Source organism: Paenibacillus sp. FSL R10-2736, from assembly GCF_038000245.1.
Classification (GTDB): domain Bacteria; phylum Bacillota; class Bacilli; order Paenibacillales; family Paenibacillaceae; genus Paenibacillus_AQ; species Paenibacillus_AQ phytohabitans.
Genome location: NZ_JBBOBN010000001.1, coordinates 638,782 through 655,816 on the forward strand (window position 1 = coordinate 638,782; position 17,035 = coordinate 655,816).

At 52.9% G+C, this 17,035-nt stretch carries 17 protein-coding genes; 11 read left to right on the top strand and 6 right to left on the bottom strand.

Features of this window, described 5'->3' with window-relative positions:
* Positions 1-5: 5 nt before the first annotated feature.
* The 7 genes from NSQ73_RS02915 (at position 6) to NSQ73_RS02945 (ending at position 7,519) form a co-directional block, all read left to right on the top strand.
* The gene (locus NSQ73_RS02915; RefSeq protein WP_340985334.1) at positions 6-1,697 is read left to right on the top strand and encodes a sugar ABC transporter substrate-binding protein; all 1,692 of its coding nucleotides are present in this window, start codon (positions 6-8) and stop codon (positions 1,695-1,697) included.
* Between the two features lie 89 nt (positions 1,698-1,786).
* Entirely contained in the window at positions 1,787-2,764 is a 978-nt protein-coding gene (locus tag NSQ73_RS02920; protein ID WP_039307312.1) for an ABC transporter permease, read from the top strand.
* A 2-nt stretch (positions 2,765-2,766) separates the two neighbouring features.
* A complete protein-coding gene (locus NSQ73_RS02925; RefSeq protein ID WP_081970570.1) occupies positions 2,767-3,726 on the top strand; it encodes a carbohydrate ABC transporter permease in 960 nt (319 codons plus the stop codon).
* Between the two features lie 62 nt (positions 3,727-3,788).
* The gene (locus NSQ73_RS02930; RefSeq protein WP_340985335.1) at positions 3,789-4,802 is read left to right on the top strand and encodes an endo-1,4-beta-xylanase; all 1,014 of its coding nucleotides are present in this window, start codon (positions 3,789-3,791) and stop codon (positions 4,800-4,802) included.
* Positions 4,803-5,190: 388 nt separating this feature from the next.
* Positions 5,191-5,952, top strand: a complete 762-nt coding sequence (locus tag NSQ73_RS02935; RefSeq protein WP_340989177.1) for a methionine ABC transporter ATP-binding protein — start codon at positions 5,191-5,193, stop codon at positions 5,950-5,952.
* Positions 5,945-6,607, top strand: a complete 663-nt coding sequence (locus NSQ73_RS02940) for a methionine ABC transporter permease (RefSeq protein ID WP_039307317.1) — start codon at positions 5,945-5,947, stop codon at positions 6,605-6,607. The genes NSQ73_RS02935 and NSQ73_RS02940 overlap by 8 nt, the downstream gene beginning before the upstream one ends.
* Before the next feature lie 87 nt (positions 6,608-6,694).
* Entirely contained in the window at positions 6,695-7,519 is an 825-nt protein-coding gene (locus NSQ73_RS02945; RefSeq protein WP_340989178.1) for a MetQ/NlpA family ABC transporter substrate-binding protein, read from the top strand.
* Between the two features lie 117 nt (positions 7,520-7,636).
* On the opposite strand, the gene NSQ73_RS02950 is transcribed toward NSQ73_RS02945, so the two are convergent.
* The 6 genes from NSQ73_RS02950 to NSQ73_RS02975 all read right to left on the bottom strand — a co-directional run bounded on the left by NSQ73_RS02950 (position 7,637) and on the right by NSQ73_RS02975 (position 13,144).
* Complete coding sequence (locus NSQ73_RS02950) at positions 7,637-8,587, bottom strand: metallophosphoesterase family protein (RefSeq protein ID WP_340985336.1); 951 nt, start codon at positions 8,585-8,587, stop codon at positions 7,637-7,639.
* A 41-nt stretch (positions 8,588-8,628) separates the two neighbouring features.
* On the bottom strand, positions 8,629-8,970 hold the full coding sequence (locus NSQ73_RS02955) for a DMT family transporter (protein ID WP_039307319.1): 342 nt from the start codon (positions 8,968-8,970) through the stop codon (positions 8,629-8,631).
* Positions 8,967-9,866, bottom strand: a complete 900-nt coding sequence (locus NSQ73_RS02960; protein WP_340985337.1) for an HAD family hydrolase — start codon at positions 9,864-9,866, stop codon at positions 8,967-8,969. Before NSQ73_RS02960 ends, NSQ73_RS02955 begins: the two co-directional genes overlap by 4 nt.
* A 61-nt stretch (positions 9,867-9,927) precedes the next feature.
* Positions 9,928-11,274 carry an ABC transporter substrate-binding protein gene (locus tag NSQ73_RS02965; RefSeq protein WP_171721132.1) on the bottom strand — a complete coding sequence of 449 codons (1,347 nt, stop codon included), beginning with the start codon at positions 11,272-11,274 and terminating at the stop codon, positions 9,928-9,930.
* Positions 11,275-11,308: 34 nt separating this feature from the next.
* On the bottom strand, positions 11,309-12,145 hold the full coding sequence (locus tag NSQ73_RS02970; protein ID WP_039307391.1) for a carbohydrate ABC transporter permease: 837 nt from the start codon (positions 12,143-12,145) through the stop codon (positions 11,309-11,311).
* Between the two features lie 48 nt (positions 12,146-12,193).
* Positions 12,194-13,144 (bottom strand): carbohydrate ABC transporter permease, encoded by a 951-nt coding sequence (locus NSQ73_RS02975; RefSeq protein ID WP_340985338.1) that lies wholly within the window; start codon positions 13,142-13,144, stop codon positions 12,194-12,196.
* A 224-nt stretch (positions 13,145-13,368) separates the two neighbouring features.
* Between NSQ73_RS02975 and NSQ73_RS02980 the strand changes: the two genes are divergently transcribed.
* The 4 genes from NSQ73_RS02980 to NSQ73_RS02995 all read left to right on the top strand — a co-directional run bounded on the left by NSQ73_RS02980 (position 13,369) and on the right by NSQ73_RS02995 (position 16,993).
* A complete protein-coding gene (locus tag NSQ73_RS02980) occupies positions 13,369-13,932 on the top strand; it encodes a GbsR/MarR family transcriptional regulator (protein WP_042139941.1) in 564 nt (187 codons plus the stop codon).
* 735 nt (positions 13,933-14,667) lie between these two features.
* A complete protein-coding gene (locus NSQ73_RS02985) occupies positions 14,668-15,120 on the top strand; it encodes an Lrp/AsnC family transcriptional regulator (protein ID WP_076247727.1) in 453 nt (150 codons plus the stop codon).
* A gap of 4 nt (positions 15,121-15,124) precedes the next feature.
* Positions 15,125-16,096 carry an EamA family transporter gene (locus NSQ73_RS02990; protein WP_340985339.1) on the top strand — a complete coding sequence of 324 codons (972 nt, stop codon included), beginning with the start codon at positions 15,125-15,127 and terminating at the stop codon, positions 16,094-16,096.
* A 36-nt stretch (positions 16,097-16,132) separates the two neighbouring features.
* Complete coding sequence (locus NSQ73_RS02995) at positions 16,133-16,993, top strand: helix-turn-helix domain-containing protein (protein WP_340989179.1); 861 nt, start codon at positions 16,133-16,135, stop codon at positions 16,991-16,993.
* Positions 16,994-17,035: the final 42 nt, after the last annotated feature.

A 17,035-nucleotide genomic window follows, 5' to 3' on the forward strand; every position in this document is an offset into this window, starting at 1 on the left:
GCTTTATGGGGGGCAAGTCGAAAGCGATGTACAAGTTTTCCCTGATTGTTCTGTTATCCCTAAGCTTTACGCTATCCGGCTGCGGGGGCAACAACAACAATACTGCGGGCAAAGCTGAAGAGACAACTGCGGCAGGAACCGCTTCAGCTAACACGGAAGGAAAAATAGAACCCTTTAAGGTAAGCGTATTCATTGGGGCAGCTGGACAACAGCCGACACCGGACAACAAAATTTACAAGAAGATCAAGGAAGAAACCGGAGCCAGCTTCGATATGGAATTCCTGGCGGGTGACATTAACCAGAAGCTGGGCGTTATGATTGCCGGCCAGGATTACCCGGATCTCATGACCGGGAATACCAAGCTTACAGCAGCAGGGGCTTATATTCCGCTGGAAGACCTGATTGAAGAGTATGCGCCAAATTTGAAAGCGCATTATGCCGAATACTGGAACATGATGAAGGACCCGAACGACGGTCATATTTATATCCTGCCTAACTACGGTGTATACAATGGTAAGGTCAACAGCTCCTGGTATTCGGGACCTGCCTTCTGGATTCAAAAAGCTGTCCTCAAGGAATTCAATTATCCGCAGGTGAAGACACTGGACCAATACTTTGACCTGATTGAGCAGTATAAGGCGAAATATCCTAAAATCGACGGAAGCCCGACGATCGGGTTCGAAATCCTGAACTATGACTGGAAAAACTGGGGTCTGTTCAATGCGCCGCAGCATCTGATCGGCCATCCAAATGATGGCGGTGTCGTTGTCAATGACGGCGTAGCTGAAGTGTTTGCAAATAAAGATTATGCGAAGCAATACTACCAGAAGCTGAATGAAATCAACCAGAAGGGTCTGATCGATAAAGAGACCTTTGTACAGAACTATGACCAGTATATGGCAAAGCTGTCCAGCGGAACCGTTCTGGGGATGTTCGACCAGCACTGGAACTTCAACGCTGCTGAGGATTCTCTGACTACCCAAGGTAAAATTGAACGCACCTATGTCGGTCTTCCGCTCGTATACGACGAGTCGACCAAAGACTACTACCGCGATCTTGCCGTTCTTAACCTTAACAACGGCTTCGGTATCAGTATCAATGCCAAAAATGCCGTGCAGATCATCAAGCTGCTCGACACTCTGATCCAGGAAGACTGGCAGAAAACGTTCTCCTGGGGTGTGGAAGGCGAAGATTATATCGTGGAGAACGGCAGATTTATGAGAACCCAGGAACAGCGTGACAATGCAGCCGATGCCACCTGGCAGCTGGCCAACAAAGCCAAAGCGATGTTTGATTACCTGCCCAAAACCGAAGGAAGCTTCAGTGACGGCAACTCAACGGATGCTGCTGCACAGCCGGAAGAATACAAAGCGGGTCTGAAGCCTTTTGACAAGGAAGTGCTTGATGCCTATGGCTTTGACTCTTACGTGGACTTCTTCAGTGAACCTCCTGCCAACCCGGTCTATTATCCTGCCTGGTCCATCGACTTAATTGAAGGATCGGATGCCAAAATAGCCAGTACCAAGCTGAATGAACTGCAGACCAAGTTCCTGCCTAAAGCCATCCTTGCCGACCCGGCAGATTTCGATTCCGTATGGACCGATTACACCGGACAGATCGAAAAGGCTAATGTGAAGGCATATGAAGACAAGATCAATGAGCAGATTAAGTGGAGAATTGAGAACTGGAGTAAATAACGGAACGCTGTTTCCGGGATCAGAAGGTGGAGGGCCGATTAGGGCCTTCCACTTGCTAAATTAATTTCATGGAGTAGGAGACAATGAATATGGATGAGACCCTAGAAATAGATACTGTCGTCCGGCATCCGAAGAAGAACCGAAAGAAGAAAAAACAGCCGATTACCTGGCGTTTGATCAAAAACCAGAATCAGCTTATTTGGATGTCTGTACCTTTGATGCTCTACATTATTCTTTTTGCCTATGTTCCCGTTTGGGGCTGGACCATGGCCTTTCAGAATTACAAGCCGGCGAAGTCCTTCGGTGAACAGGAATGGGTGGGACTCAAGCAATTCAGGTTTCTGTTTACAGATGATAACTTTATTCGTGTACTGCGCAACACGCTGGCGATGGGGCTTATCAATCTGATTCTCGGTTTTGTTACAGCCATCGTGCTTGCGCTGCTGCTGAATGAAATCAAGAAGGTCTTCTGGAAAAGGACCGTGCAGACAATCTCTTATCTGCCCCACTTCCTGTCCTGGATTATCGTTACCGGCATTGTGGCCACCTCGCTCTCCATTAACGACGGGATTGTAAATATCGTTCTGATGAAGCTGCATCTGATTAAAGAGCCGATTCTATGGCTCAGTGAGGGAAAGTACTTCTGGGGAATCGTAGGGGCTTCGCATGTGTGGAAGGAAGTGGGCTGGAATACCATTATTTATCTGGCAGCCATTGCCTCCATTGACCCGGCCCTTTATGAAGCTGCCGAAATTGACGGTGCTAACCGTTACAAGAAGATGATGTTTGTAACCCTGCCTGGTATCAAAGCAACGATTGTAATTCTGATGATTATGTCCATAGGACATGTCCTGGAAGCAGGCTTTGAAGTGCAGTATCTGCTCGGCAACGGGCTGGTAGTGGACTGGGCGGAGACGATAGATATCTTCGTGCTTAAATACGGGCTTGCCCAAGGGAATTATTCACTCGCCACTGCGGGCGGGATTTTCAAAACAGTTGTCAGTGTAACCTTGCTGCTTATGGCTAATGGGATTTCCAAGCGGCTTGGGGAAGAGAGGTTGTTATAATGATGGATAACCGACAAATTAGCCCTGGGCCAAAAGCAGGCTATACGGTGAAAAGGAGCCTAGGCACCGGAAGGCTTGAGCCGATTCTGTTCACTTCCTTCAACACGCTCTTTATGGTCTGTCTGGTGGTTGTGACATTATATCCATTCATCAACACGATTGCTGTTTCGTTTAATGAAGGGAACGATACGATCCGCGGCGGTATTTACTTATGGCCGAGAGAATGGACTTTTCAGAATTACAGGGCGATTTTTGCCACGGGAACTATTTTTGACGCTTTCCTGGTTTCAGTAGCCCGTACAGTAATTTCTACGATACTTAACATTTTTCTGACCACCATGCTTGCATACACCTTAAGCCGCAGGGAATATGTATTCCGCCAGCCGATTACTGTTATCTTTGTGCTTACGATGTATTTCAGCGCCGGTCTGATCCCGAACTATTTCCTGATCAAGGATCTGCATCTGTTAAACAGCTTCTGGGTGTACATTTTCCCGTCCATGATCAGCGCATTCAATATGATCGTCATCCGTACCTATATCGGAACCATTCCGGAGAGCCTCTTGGAATCGGCGAAGATCGACGGCGCCGGGGATTTCAGAATATTCATGCGGGTGGTGTTTCCGCTCTGCAAGCCGGTGCTGGCTACCATCGCACTGTTTGTGGCTGTCGGCGCGTGGAACTCCTGGTTCGATGCCTTTATCTATACCTCATCCAGACAGAATCTCAGTACGCTGCAATATGAGCTGATGAAGCTGCTATCCTCAACGATGAATTCCAACGGCAACCCAACCGTACAGAATGGGGTGGGGATGGATCAGAATTCGGCAAGAGCGATGGTGACGCCGCTCTCTATACGGGCAGCAATCACAGTCGTGGCCTCTGTGCCTATCCTGCTGGTGTATCCGTTTATGCAGAAGTACTTTGTAGTGGGCTTGAATGTCGGCAGTGTGAAGGAATAGGTTGCCGGAACGGCGCTTGCTTTGCCTGATCCGACTAATGTGAATAAGGAGTGTTGTTAGCCGTGAGAGAAAGCCTGGACTTCAAGGAGCCTGCACTGAAGCTGGTGTTCGCTGATGATTTCAAGATCGGCGCAGCGGTCAATCCGCGGACGGCCAGTTCACAGGAAAAACTGCTGGCTTATCATTTCAACAGCATTACTGCCGAGAATGAGATGAAGTTTGAGAGTCTGCATCCGGCAGAGGAGATCTATCGTTTCGGGGCGGCGGATACGCTGGCAGCCTTTGCCCGGAAGCATGGCATGGCGATGCGCGGGCATACCCTCGTATGGCATAATCAGACAACCGATTGGCTGTTTGAGGACAAATCGCACGGAATGGTAGACAAGAATACACTGCTGGCCCGGCTCAAAAGTCATATTGAAACCGTGGTCGGGCGTTACCGGGGAGATATCTATGCCTGGGATGTGGTCAATGAAGCTATTGCCGATGAAGGCAGTGAGCTGCTGCGCCCCTCCAAATGGCTGGAGATCGCCGGACCGGACTTCATTGCCGAAGCGTTCCGGTACGCGCATGAAGCGGACCCGCAGGCGCTGCTCTTCTACAATGACTATAATGAATCCGACCCGCAGAAGCGGGACAAAATTCACACGCTCATGAAATCCCTGATTGACCGGGAGGTGCCGGTGCACGGCGTCGGCTTGCAGGCCCACTGGAATCTGTATGATCCGGGCCTGGATGAAATCAGGGAAGCGATTGAGAAATATGCTTCGCTCGGTCTTCAGCTGCATCTTACGGAGCTTGATCTGTCACTGTTCCGCTTCGATGACAGGCGAACTGATCTTAAGGCTCCTCCTGCGGAACTGCTTGAGCTGCAGGCGGAGCGGTATGAAGCCGTGTTCCGGCTGCTGAAGGAATACCGCGAGGTCATCACCTCTGTCACCTTCTGGGGCGCAGCCGATGATTATACCTGGCTGGATGATTTTCCGGTCCGGGGACGGAAAAACTGGCCGTTTCTGTTCGATGAGAAGCATCAGCCCAAGCCTGCGTATAACCGGATTGTGCCGGGGAACCGCTGAGCGGAGGAGATTTTTCTTGTGAAATAGCCAAAAAGGATGGGGTCCTATTAGGGCCGCATCCTTTTTTGAAATATAAGAATTTATATGTTTCACATGATAACTTATCCTTCTATTTCTCGCTGAAACGGTACCGTCCTCACAAAAGGACGGCAAAGCCGTTTCCACTTGCGTATATACAAGAATAATCCCAAACGGCCCGGGGGCATCCTTATAATGGGTATCCCTTCCGGAGCGCTTATAAATCATTTTGAGAAAAATGATGACACAGCGGAAGAAATGCCTTATTATTTAAAGAGATTTTTAATGAAACAGATTTTAAATAATTATAGTACAATACAGCCGAAGGTGGAGAGCTGTAGTCCGGGCAGTCTATTGAGGAGGGCTTCATATTCTATCACTGAGTCAGGTTAGCAAAAGCTTCGCTCTGAAGGACGGCCCTTATACTGCTGTGGACAATGTATCGCTTGAAGTGAAGACGGGTGCTATTCACGGCATTATCGGGGCAAGCGGTGCCGGCAAATCTACACTCCTGCGGCTGATCAATCTGCTGGAGCGGCCCGATAGGGGAACGGTTACTGTAGACGGCAAGCTGCTTACAGAGCTGCCGGACAAGGAGCTGCGGCAGCAGCGGCAAAGAATCGGCATGATCTTTCAGCAGTTCAATCTTGTCGGCAATGCCACCGTCAGCCGCAATGTGGCGATTCCGCTGGAGCTTGCGGGAGTGCCGCGTGCCGGGCGGATGAAGCGGGTGCTGGAATGTCTGCAGTTTGTCGGGCTTGCGGACAAAGCTAATCAGTATCCGGCACAGCTCAGCGGCGGCCAGCGCCAGCGGGTCGCGATTGCCCGGGCGCTGGCGAACAATCCGAAGCTGCTGCTGTGCGATGAGCCGACCTCCGCGCTTGATCCGGGCACCACGGCGGATATCCTGGGTGTGCTCCGCCACATCAATGATTCGCTCGGTGTTACCGTCGTTATAGTTACCCATGAGCTGGATGTCGTCCGGAGCATCTGCTCAGAGGTATCTGTGATGGAGAGCGGGCGGATGGTTGATTTCTTTTCCCGGGATGAGGCCGGCTTTCTTCCGCCGGGGAGCCATTCGGGCTCCTACCGGGAGAGAATTACGGGAAGAACGGGGGAACCCTATGTTTGAGAGCATGCTGAAGTATCAGGATCAGATGTGGCAGTCGATCGGAGAGACCTTTGTGATGGTCGGAATCTCAGTGGGGGCTGCGCTGCTGCTGGGGCTTCCGCTGGGGACACTGCTGTATTTTTGCCGCAAAGGCCAATTGTATGAGAACAGAAGCTTGTCTCTCATACTGAACAGCATTGTAAATGTGGTGCGTTCTTTTCCGTTCCTGCTGCTGGTAGTGGCTCTGATTCCGTTCACCCGTCTAGTGGTGGGAACGGCGATTGGCACGCTGGCGGCAACGGTGCCGCTGTCTATCGTCGCTATTGCCTATTATTCACGGCTGGTGGAGCAGTCTCTGCTGGAGGTTCCCAGAGGAACGATAGAAGCGGCGTTATCCATGGGTGCATCCAGGCTGGGAGTGATCTTTAAGTTTCTGTATGTGGAGGCCCGTTCCGGACTGGTGCTGGGATTGACAGCTTCTACGATCAGTTTCATTTCTTTTTCAACAGTAATGGGCGTGGTCGGCGGCGGCGGGGTTGGCGATTTCGCGATCCGCTACGGGTATCAGCGGTTCGAGACAGAAGTGATGATCTACGCCATACTCGTCATGATTGTGCTGGTGCAATTGATTCAGTTCACAGGAAGTACACTGGCAAGACTGCTGGATAAACGCTGAGTAACTATATAACAATGGGGGCTGGAGATAACAATGAAGAATTCGATAATTGCAGGAAACGGAACGGTTAAGAGAACCGCAACAAGAATGAAAGCTGCCTTCGGATTAACACTGCTCGTATTGGTACTCGCCCTTGCGGGCTGCGGAAACAACAAGGAAGCAGAAGAGACACCGGCTGCCACCAGCACTGAATCTGTGAAGATCAAGGTAGCCTCGCTGATTCCGCCGATGACGGATATCCTTGATATCGTGAAGCCGATCCTGAAAGAAGAAGGCGTGGATATGGAGGTTGTGGTGCTGTCCGATAACGTGCAGCCGAACGAAGCGCTGGCGAACAAAGAGGTGGACGCGAACTTCTTCCAGCATGTGCCTTACATGGAGCAGTTCAATGCCAGCAAAGATGCGAAGCTCGTTGCGGTTCAGCCAGTATATGATGCCATCTATGGTGGTTACTCCAAACGCTATAAGAGCATTGATGAGCTGCCTGATGGAGCAACCCTCGTAATGGCGAATGATCCTTCGAATATCGGACGCTCCCTGCAAATGTTCGCGGATGCCGGATTGATTACACTGAAGGATGGGGTAGGGATTCAGGCGACCCAGGCTGATATTACCGCCAATACCAGGAACTTTAAGTTTGAAGAGGTTGATCTGCTGATGCTGGCGCGTATGCTGGATGATGCAGATCTGGTAGCGATGACGCCGGCTTATGCCAGCCCGCTCGGCCTGACCCCCAAGAAGGATGCGCTGATCACCGAAGGTGAGGATTCCGCATTTACGATCACGCTTGTTGCCCGTGAGGACAACAAGGATTCAGAGGCGATCCAGAAGCTGGCTAAGGCGATCAGCGGCCCGGAAGTGAAGAAGTTCCTTGAGGATAATTACGCGGATATCGCGTTGCCTGCTTTTTGATTGAAAATAGACTGCATCCGCAAACGGATGTACAGTTTTGCAGCCTTTACGCACAGCAGCCTTCTCCTTATTGACGGAGAAGGCTGTTTTTATTGCAGCTTTTATAATGAAGCTTGTTTATTTAATATGGACTTTTTCAGAAGATTGCCCAGGTACATTAACGGTGTTAACAACCTCGTATTCAGCCGCTTCAATCCAGGTTCCCGTAGTGAAATCGCGTCCCCGTACAAGCACCTTATCAGTGTAGACTTCCACATAGAAGCCTTGGCTGCCCGTCTTGTGCTCATCCGCATTCGTCCAGAGGTAGGCGACAGAAGCTGCGTTGAACATGGTAGCTGTCTCCCCGTTGCCGGGGTACATCGTATTATCGACCTCAAGCTCCCAGTGGGTGTGTCCGGTAAAGAGCAGCGTCTGCGGATACTTCGCCAGAATGGAGCGCAGCTCTTTGTCTTGAGTAACGCCATACCACTCCTGCGACTCCAGAGAACCGGCCACCGTGTCCTTCAGCGGCTGGTGCAGGAAGAGGAAGACCGGCTGATCCGGCGGCGCGGCTGCACCGAGCTCCAGCTCCATCTGCCCGTCAGGCTGCCGGCTGTCCGGTGCGCCTTCGCCAAGCTTCCGGTCCAGCCAGCGGAGCTGCTCATCCGACAGATTGCAGAACGTGGGCAGACCCTCCTCAGTTCCAAGGAAGATGAAATGATACCCGCCGGTCCAATGGTCATGATAGGGACCAGGCATACCCATACGTGAAGTGTACATCGCCAGGCGGGATTCCCAGTGGCCGAGGCCCACATCATGATTGCCCAAGGTGTAGCGGATCTCAGGCAGCGATGCCTGATGCAGCTGAAGAATACGGTGGACCTCCGCATATTCCTCTGCGAAGCCATGATCCGTGATATCCCCGATATGCATAATTCCGCTGCTGCCCTGCGCATGGACGGCCAAATCCTGCAGTGCCCGTTCGAAATTCAGATTGTATTCATGTGCCGGATCGGCCGTGACGTGGGTGTCGGTAATAATCTGGAAGGTTAACAGCGGCGGTTGTCCGCCATGTCCGCTTGTGTTCATTTCGCAGGGAGAGCCTCCTTTGATGATGTATGAATAATCTGCTAATGCCCTTTGGCACTAATGTTCAATCCCACTATACCGGCTACGATTACGGTCACCCACAAGAGTGAGGAGAAGGTCAGCCGTTCTTCAAAAAAAAGCGCGCCCGCCACGGAGATCAGGATGATGCCTGCCCCCGACCATACCGCATAAGCAACTCCAACTTTGATGGAGGTAAGGGCAACATTGAGCGAGGTGAAGCTGATTCCGTAGAACAGGAACATCAGCACGGAGGGCCAGGGCCGGGTGAAGCCGTGGGATAGTTTCATCGAGAGGGTTCCGGAGAGCTCGAACACAATCGCCATTGCGAGAAACACCCAGGCTAAGGCCCCCTCGGCCCTCATCGTGCGATCCTTCCTATACCAAGCTCCGCATAAGACTGCACCAAACAATCCGCATCCGGCAAAAGACTGCGTGCAGGCCGTGTATCTGCCGCACGGCTACTGCCGGCAGCCAGGTCTGTAGCCGCTGTATTCACGCCGGCCGGGCTGCTGGTTGCACCTGCTCTGGCCGTAGCTGCAGCAGGTGCCGCCTCGGCTGCCGCATTGCTTGCAATCCCGATGGCCACCGCCATCCCGGCAGCCTTGGCCATCCGCATATCGCCGTTCGTGTCGCCGATCACGGCAGCTTCGGCCGGCTGTATCCCCAGACGTTCGCAGGCCAGCAGCGCCATGTCGGGGAAGGGCTTGCCGCGTTCCACCTGATCCGTGCCGATCACGGCGCTGAAATACCCGCGGATGCCGAGCCAGCGGAGGTGATTCTCCGCCGCTGCAGTTTCATCGGCAGTGACTACGGCCAGCGGAATTCCTTCGGCTGCGCACCCGTCAAGGAAATGCAGCAGGCCGGGGAGTGGTCGGACAGGCTTGCTCTGTTCCATTAACGCATCTGCTTCTTGCCGGCAGCGGTCAGTCAGTTCCATCGACTCTGCCCAGGATAAGCCAAGCAGATAGCCTTGCCAGGACAGAATGGCATAGAGATCGTTCATGGTTCCCATGGCCAGGGGGCCGTTACGGTCATAATCAATAATTATGCCCTCTGCATCGTGAACGGTTCCGAGCAGCGAGGCCAGGTGCTGCGCCGGAAATTCAAGGCCATGCTCCTCCAGCTGCCGGGAGAATTGGGCGAGGAAACACTCTCCCCAGCTGCCCCAGAGGGATACGAACTCCAGGAGGGTGCCATCTTTGTCGAACAGAATGGCGGATATGGAATGCTCCCCGTGCGGGGTGATGAGCGTAGGCATGCTGCCGTCCTCCTGTATCTGATAGTTCATTGCCTGAAGTATTTAGAGCATGAATTGCCGGTTATTTCAGTTTATCCAAGGCCGCCTGGGCGGTTTGCTGCGCTTCCTTAAGGGCTTCAGCCGCCGGAATATTCTCAATCTGCACCTTGTCCGCAGCGATTGTCAGGGCATCGTTGATTTTGCCGCCGGTAGGGTCCTGGAAGGGAGCGGAGGCGTGAGAGGCCTGCTGTAACGGGATTTTGATCTGCGGATTAGTCTCACTGAATGTGACGAATGCCGGATCTTCGAGTGCAGACTGGCGGACGGAAATATATCCGGTGTTAATGGACCAGAAGGCGGTATTCTCGGAGTTCGTGAAGTAGGCCAGCCATTTCATGGCAGCCTGCTGCTCGGCATCTCCGGCCTTGGCAGGAATACCGGCCATAATTGCCTGAGCCACAGGTTTGCCTTCGCCGACTCCGGCCCAGCCCGGCTGCTCCATCGCGGAGACGATGCTGAAGTCGAGATCGCCCTGGTCGCCGCTGGAGCCGGTGTATCCGGCCGCCTGGCCTTTCATTACATCGTCAATCGTCTTGTACCAGTACTCCCAGCCTTGTCCGCCGGAGTGAATACGCATGGTCTTGTCTTCATGAATCGACTGGCGGAAGAAGTCCCAGGTCTCGATCCATTCAGGAGAGTCGATCGTAACTGTTTTGCCATCCTCACTGAGAATGTTGCCGCCTTTACTGAGTACAGCGTCAATCATATTGCCGGAGCCCCACATCGGCTCCCAGCCGTAGAAGCTGGTTTTGCCGCCTTCTGTGACTGTCATTTTCTTGGCAGCTGCAGCGAGGTCTTCCCAGGTCTTAATCTGGCTGGCATCAATGCCGGCTTTCTCAAAAGCATCCTTACGGTAGTACATCACCTGTGTCGTTCCATACATCGGGAGGAAGTACTGCTTGCCGTCAACCTGGCCCTGGCTCAGGAAGGTCTGGACGAAATCCGCCTGATTGAAATCCGGCTGCCCGGCAATCAGTTCATCCATCGCTGCGAAGTAGCCTTTGCGGGCCCAGTCTATATTGGAGGAGAGCACGGCTGCCGGAACCTGCCCGGTAGCGATAGCTGCCTGAAGCTTCTGTTCGGTTTCTGTATAATCTGCCTGCACAATGCCCTTGACGATGACCTCCTGCTGGGAGGCATTGAATTTCTGAATGAGCGATTCCATATTTTCACCGAGCTTGCCGCCGAGTCCATACCAGAATTCAATAGTTACCGGTGCGCCTCCAGCCGGAGCAGCATTAGCGGCAGGCACTGTGGCGGCACCGTCCGCTGCCGTAACATTGCCCGAAGCAGAATTACCGCCACAGGCAGTGAGTACGGAAAGTCCGGCGATCATGGATACTGCAGACAACCTTTTGAATACGTTCATCATCATTCTCCTCTTTGTTTGGAAATATTAGATTTCAGCCTTTACTGGAGCCTGCGGTCATGTTGACACTTTGCATAATCGTTTTCTGCGCCAGCAGGAAGACAAGCAGCAGCGGGGCAATCGTGAAGGCGCTGGCGGCCATGATGAGCGGCCATTTCAGTCCATACGCACCTCCTTCCACGAAGAAGCTGCGCAGACCGGCTGATACCAGCTGCAGGCTGGGGTCCTTGGTAATCAGCATCGGCCAGAAATAATTGTTGTACTGATCAATGAAGGTAATCAGCGCCAGTACAGCGAAGGATGAACGAGTAACCGGCACCAGCACCGTCCAGAGAATCCGCATATGCGAAGCACCGTCCACTTCACCTGCCTCCACCAGCTCATGCGATACCTGCAGGAAGGCTTGTCTGATCAGGAAGATGGAGAAGATACTTACACAATTAGAGAGAATCAGTCCCGCATAAGAATTCAGCAGATGAAGCTCAGACAGTACCAGATATCCGGGCAGATAGACAGCTGTAGCAGGAACCATATAACCGAACAGAATGACTCCGGCAAAAACACCCTTCAGACGGAACTTCATATGCGTCAGCGCATACGCCATCATCCCGGAATTGATCGTCTGCAGGATGACGATGGAGACAGCCACGAAGATGCTGTTGCCCATATATCGGGCGAAGGGGGCCTCGTTCCAGGCTGCGGCGAAATTCCCCCAGAGCGGTACCTCAGGCCAGAGCGTAGGCGGGGAGCGCCAGATTTCATCATTGGTTTTGAGTGCGCTGGTAACCATCCAGTAGAACGGAAAGGCCATCAGCAGAGCAAGCGCGGCGAAAAAAATCTGGCGGGCCGGTCCGCTGAGCCGTGTGAGCATACGCAAGCGGTGAGACCTCCTTGTACGAAAGATAAGAACAGATAACTGCTATTGATAATGGGTGGTCCGCTTGCTGATGCTGAAAGAGAACACCGACAGCAGCATGCAGAGGAAGACCAGAACGACAGCTACAGTGGAAGCCTCTCCGATCTGGAACGATTCGAAGGCGGACTGATAATACAGATACAGTAAGGTGCGGGTAGAGCCGGACGGGCCGCCCTGCGTCAGCACATTAATCTGATCGTAGGCCTGAAGCGCCGAGATGAGCTGTACCACGAACAGAAACAGTGTGGTCGGCGAGATCAGCGGGAGCGTGATGCGGAGGAACTTCTGCACCGAACTTGCCCCGTCAAGCTCCCCGGCTTCCAGCAGGTCTGAAGGCACATTCCGCAGCGCCACCAGATAGAAGATCATCGCCCAGCCTACTGATTTCCAGATCGTTACGAGCAGCACGCCAATCAGCGCCCACTTGGGGTCTTGCAGCCACCCGATCGGCTCAAGGCCGAAGAAGCCGAGCACTGTATTGGCGAGACCAACGTCAGGCTCATATATCCAGGACCAGACGATGGATACGGCAACGGTTGGTGTGACCCAAGGCGAGAACAGCAGCACCTGATACAGGGCAGAGCCCTTTAAGTTGAACGTGGGGCCCCCGCGAAGTACCTGAGTAAACCTCGAAGCTAAAGCTCCACTTCGTGGGGTTGTTTTATGGTTCATCAGGAGGGCAAGGCCCAGTCCCAGCAGGATGATCGGCAGCACACTGCCCGCACAGAAGAGCACGGTTACTCTTAAGGCCTGGTAAAAAGCCGGATTGCTGAGCAGGTCGGTATAATTCTGCAGGCCGACAAAGGTCTTCTCCGGGCTCATGAAATCCCATTCCGTGAAGCTGAGATACAGTACATACAGCAGCGGTGCCAGCCAGAACAGGACGAACGGGACCATTGCCGGCAGCGTGAACAGCACGGGCTTAAGGCCGCTAATAAGCTTTGAACGTGTCATTTTCGTCCCAATACCCCATTCCATCTACATTGTTTTGTGCGGTATAATGCAGAGGACAGCTCCTCTGTTCAAAAAAAATTGTACACTCATGGATGAGGCTTGTGGTCAAGCGGGAGTAAACATACTTCGGAATTTGTGTAAAATTTGTAGTAAGTCTGCCGCAAAGCTTCAGTTTTGTGTAATGTAGAGAGAACAATTCTATGCGAAAATGAGGTGCTACCCTGATGAAGCAGGCCGCATTTGGCGAGGACAACCCGCATCGTTCACCACGGGAGCAGCTGCTCGGCCCGATGATTGATGCGATAGCGCAGACGATGGATTTGTATGGAGCGAATTATTCCTTCGGGCAGCTGTACGGAATTATGTTCTTTGAGGACAAGCCGATGACGCTGGAGGAAATGAAGCAGGTCATGAATATGAGCAAAAGCAATATGAGCTACGGTGTCCGCTCCCTGATCGCCTCCCGGATGGTTACGAAGCTGGAGGAGAAGCGTGAGCGGAAGGAGCTGTATGCGGCGGAGACGGATTTCTTCCAGGCCTTCCGGAACTTCTTCACGCTGAAGCTTCAGCGGGAGATCGATGTGATGCAGGAGGCGATGGGGACGGCGGTGCCTGAACTGCAGGCCCTTATCGATGCGGAGGACACTCCGGAGGAGGAACGGCAGGCCTGCCTCAAGGATCTGGACAAGCTGAAGCATGCCGCTGAATATTATGTCTGGCTGCAGCAGTTCGTGTCGGGGCTTGCGGAAGGAACGGTGTTCGGCGGCGGCTTGCCGGGCAGAGAGTAGCTGCTGAACTCGGGGAAGTCGTAAGCCGCTGACGCTGGATAGAAGTAGCTGCTGTGCTCTGTCGCTGCGGACGGAGCAATGAAAGTCTGCGTCTCCAGTTCATCTGTGACACGGGAACAACTGTGGGGGAGACCGATATCCTGCGGGAACCGGACTGACAATCCCCTATTTGGCGAAAATACCCTGTTATTTAACCTGCGCGGACTCAGATTCCGCTAAATGTCTCAAAGACCCTTGTTTTGGCGTGCCCGGAAGTAAATAGAGGATTCTGAGTCCGTTTGCCCGGACAAAGTAGTCCTTTTCGTAAAATAGGGTCCTCTCAGTCCGGTTGAGTTATGGTTTGGGGTCGAAAACTGGGTTCGATTAAGCCGAATTCAGTACAACCCAGCCTTTTCAAATTCGTTTGTTTTACTGATGCACCAGTTGGTTAGTTTACGCTCTCTCCGTTCTGCCCCCATCTGGAGTTCCGCAGCAAATATCAAATATCCCCCAGCATCATCCTGCTCAAGCAGCGGCCTAAGCCAGCTTCTCCAGCTGGCGGCTCAAAACTTGGGTTTTTTCGTATCAAACGCACCTACGATTCGTTATTCTCATGATAGATTTGAGCCGGTATTCTAACGATTAACGATATTATTTCCCGTTTATCTTACGAAACGTTTGATTTTACTGATGAACACTAACGATTAGTCATTATTCATATAAATCATGCTATAATTTTGCCCAGGAGGCGGTCTTGTGGATGAACTCGATATTAGAATTCTAAAGCTGCTGGAAGAGAACGGGAGACTGTCCCATGAAGAGATCGGCAAGCTGCTGCATATCTCGCGGCCGTCTGTGCATCAAAGGGTTGGCAAGCTGGAGAAAAGCGGAGTGATCAAGGGCTATAGGGGAATTGTGGACTGGAGCAAGCTGGACCAGAAGATCAAAGTCATGATCTCCGTGAAGGTGGTCAGCCAGGGCTTTAAGGAGGCGGCCGAACAGATTATCCGCATCCAAATCCCGGGAGTGAGCATCATCGAATGCCAGCGGCTGGCGGGAGAGTGGTGCATGCTGCTCAAGGTAAGGGTGACCTCGCCGGAGGAGCTTACACTGCTGCTTGACGAGATTCTCCGTATTCCTGACATTAAGGAAACCTCGACCACTTTTATTTTATCTACTATATATGAGGACGGATTGAAGGGGGTGTAGCGGTATGCCGCAGAAGAAGAAAGTGAATCCGGTGTACGTGGTTGGTATTGCGCTATTGTGCGTTTATTTGTTTTGGGGAGGCACCTATGTCGGCATGAAGATTGCGATTGAGACGATGCCGCCTTTTCTGATGGCTGGAGTGCGGTTTTTTGCAGCCGGTGCTGTGCTCTATATGATTGCCAGATTAAGCGGAGCGAAGCGTCCGGCCGGGCGCGAGTGGCGGTCTTCGGCGATTGTCGGCGCCTTGCTGCTGCTTGGAGGCAACGGTGTGGTGGCCTGGTCAGAGCAAAGAGTATCTTCATCCATCGCTTCACTGATCGTTGCGGCCGTTCCCGTCTGGATGATGCTGATGGGCTGGTTTGGCCGCGGCGGCAAACGTCCGAATGCCGGTGTCATCGCCGGCATTGTACTGGGGCTGCTAGGCATTGCCGTGCTGGTCTTCCAGCCGGGGAAGGGAGATACGGGGACCGCCACCGATTTGATCGGTATTATTACCTTATTAATAGCTTCCATAAGCTGGGCAGTCGGATCGATGTATTCACGCAATGCTGCAATGCCGGATTCCCCGCTGATGTCAACGGCAGCACAGATGCTGACGGGAGGGGCGCTGTTGATAATTTTCTCCTATTTCACCGGCGACTGGTCCCGGCTTGATGTCTCCGGCATTTCTATGCGCTCATATTTGGCACTCGGTTATCTGGTCGTCTTCGGCTCCATCGTCGGCTACACGGCCTACATCTGGCTGCTCAAGAATGCTGACGCGTCTCTCGTCTCAACCTATGCCTTTGTTAATCCGGTGGTGGCGGTACTGCTTGGCTGGCTGCTGGTCGGTGAACAGCTTACCTTGAATACACTGATTGCAGCCGTGATCATTATTGCAGCGGTCGTTCTGGTGACTATTTTCCGCGGCAAGCCCCAGCAGGCGGCAACTCAAGCAGCGCTTGATATACAAAAACAGCAGCGGTCGGTACACTGAGAGCATCTTAGCCGAAGGGGTGGAAGCGTGTTTGACATGTTGAAGGTGGGCAGGAATATCGTTAGATTGAGAGGAGCCGCCGGGCTTACGCAAATGGGGCTCGCAGATAAGCTGGGAATCAGCTATCAGGCGGTCAGCAACTGGGAGAGGGGCGCAAGTATGCCGGATATCTCCAAGCTTCCGGAGCTGGCGGAAATCTTTGGCGTAGGGATCGGCGAGATCCTCGGAGAAGAGCAAGGGCGAAGCTCCCGGATTATCGAAAGTGTACTGGATCAGACCACGGGGGATTATTTCCGGCGGGGGGAAGGCACGGCACAAGAGCTTTCGGACCTTGCGCCGCTGCTGCAAAATGAACAGATCGGCGAAGCGTTTGAGCATGTGAAGGTGGGTGCGGCTGTAGACGATCTGTTGGCACTGGCGCCATTCTTAAGCGAAGAGACGCTGGATAAATGCGCCGTGGAGGTGTTTGAGCGGGAGGGGATTCAGCCGCTGCTGAAGCTGGCCCCGTTTATGAGTGAGGAGGGGCTGGACGAGCTTGCCAAACAAGCTTATGCCTCAGGAGGAAAACATGCACTTGTGGCGCTTGCCCCGTTTGTAAGTGAGGAGGGGCTGGAGGAATGCGCCAAGCTCGCTTTTGCCAAAGAAGGTCCGGGAGCGCTCCCCCCGCTGGCTCCGTTCCTCGAAGAAGAGCTACTGGATGAGCTGGCAGAAGCAATCTTTGAGCGGGAAGGCTCGGGAGCGCTGCTCCCCTTGGCTCCATTCCTTAGTGAAGAGGCGCTGAACGGACTAGCTGAGCGTATCTTCAATAAAGAAGGTGCGGCAGCCCTCCTGCCGCTGGCTCCATTCCTCAGTGAGGATATTCTGGGCGATTGGGTGTCGCGGACCTTCGCCAAATAACTGCTGAAACAGCCGGTACTCGTTAGAGTATCCGGCTATTTA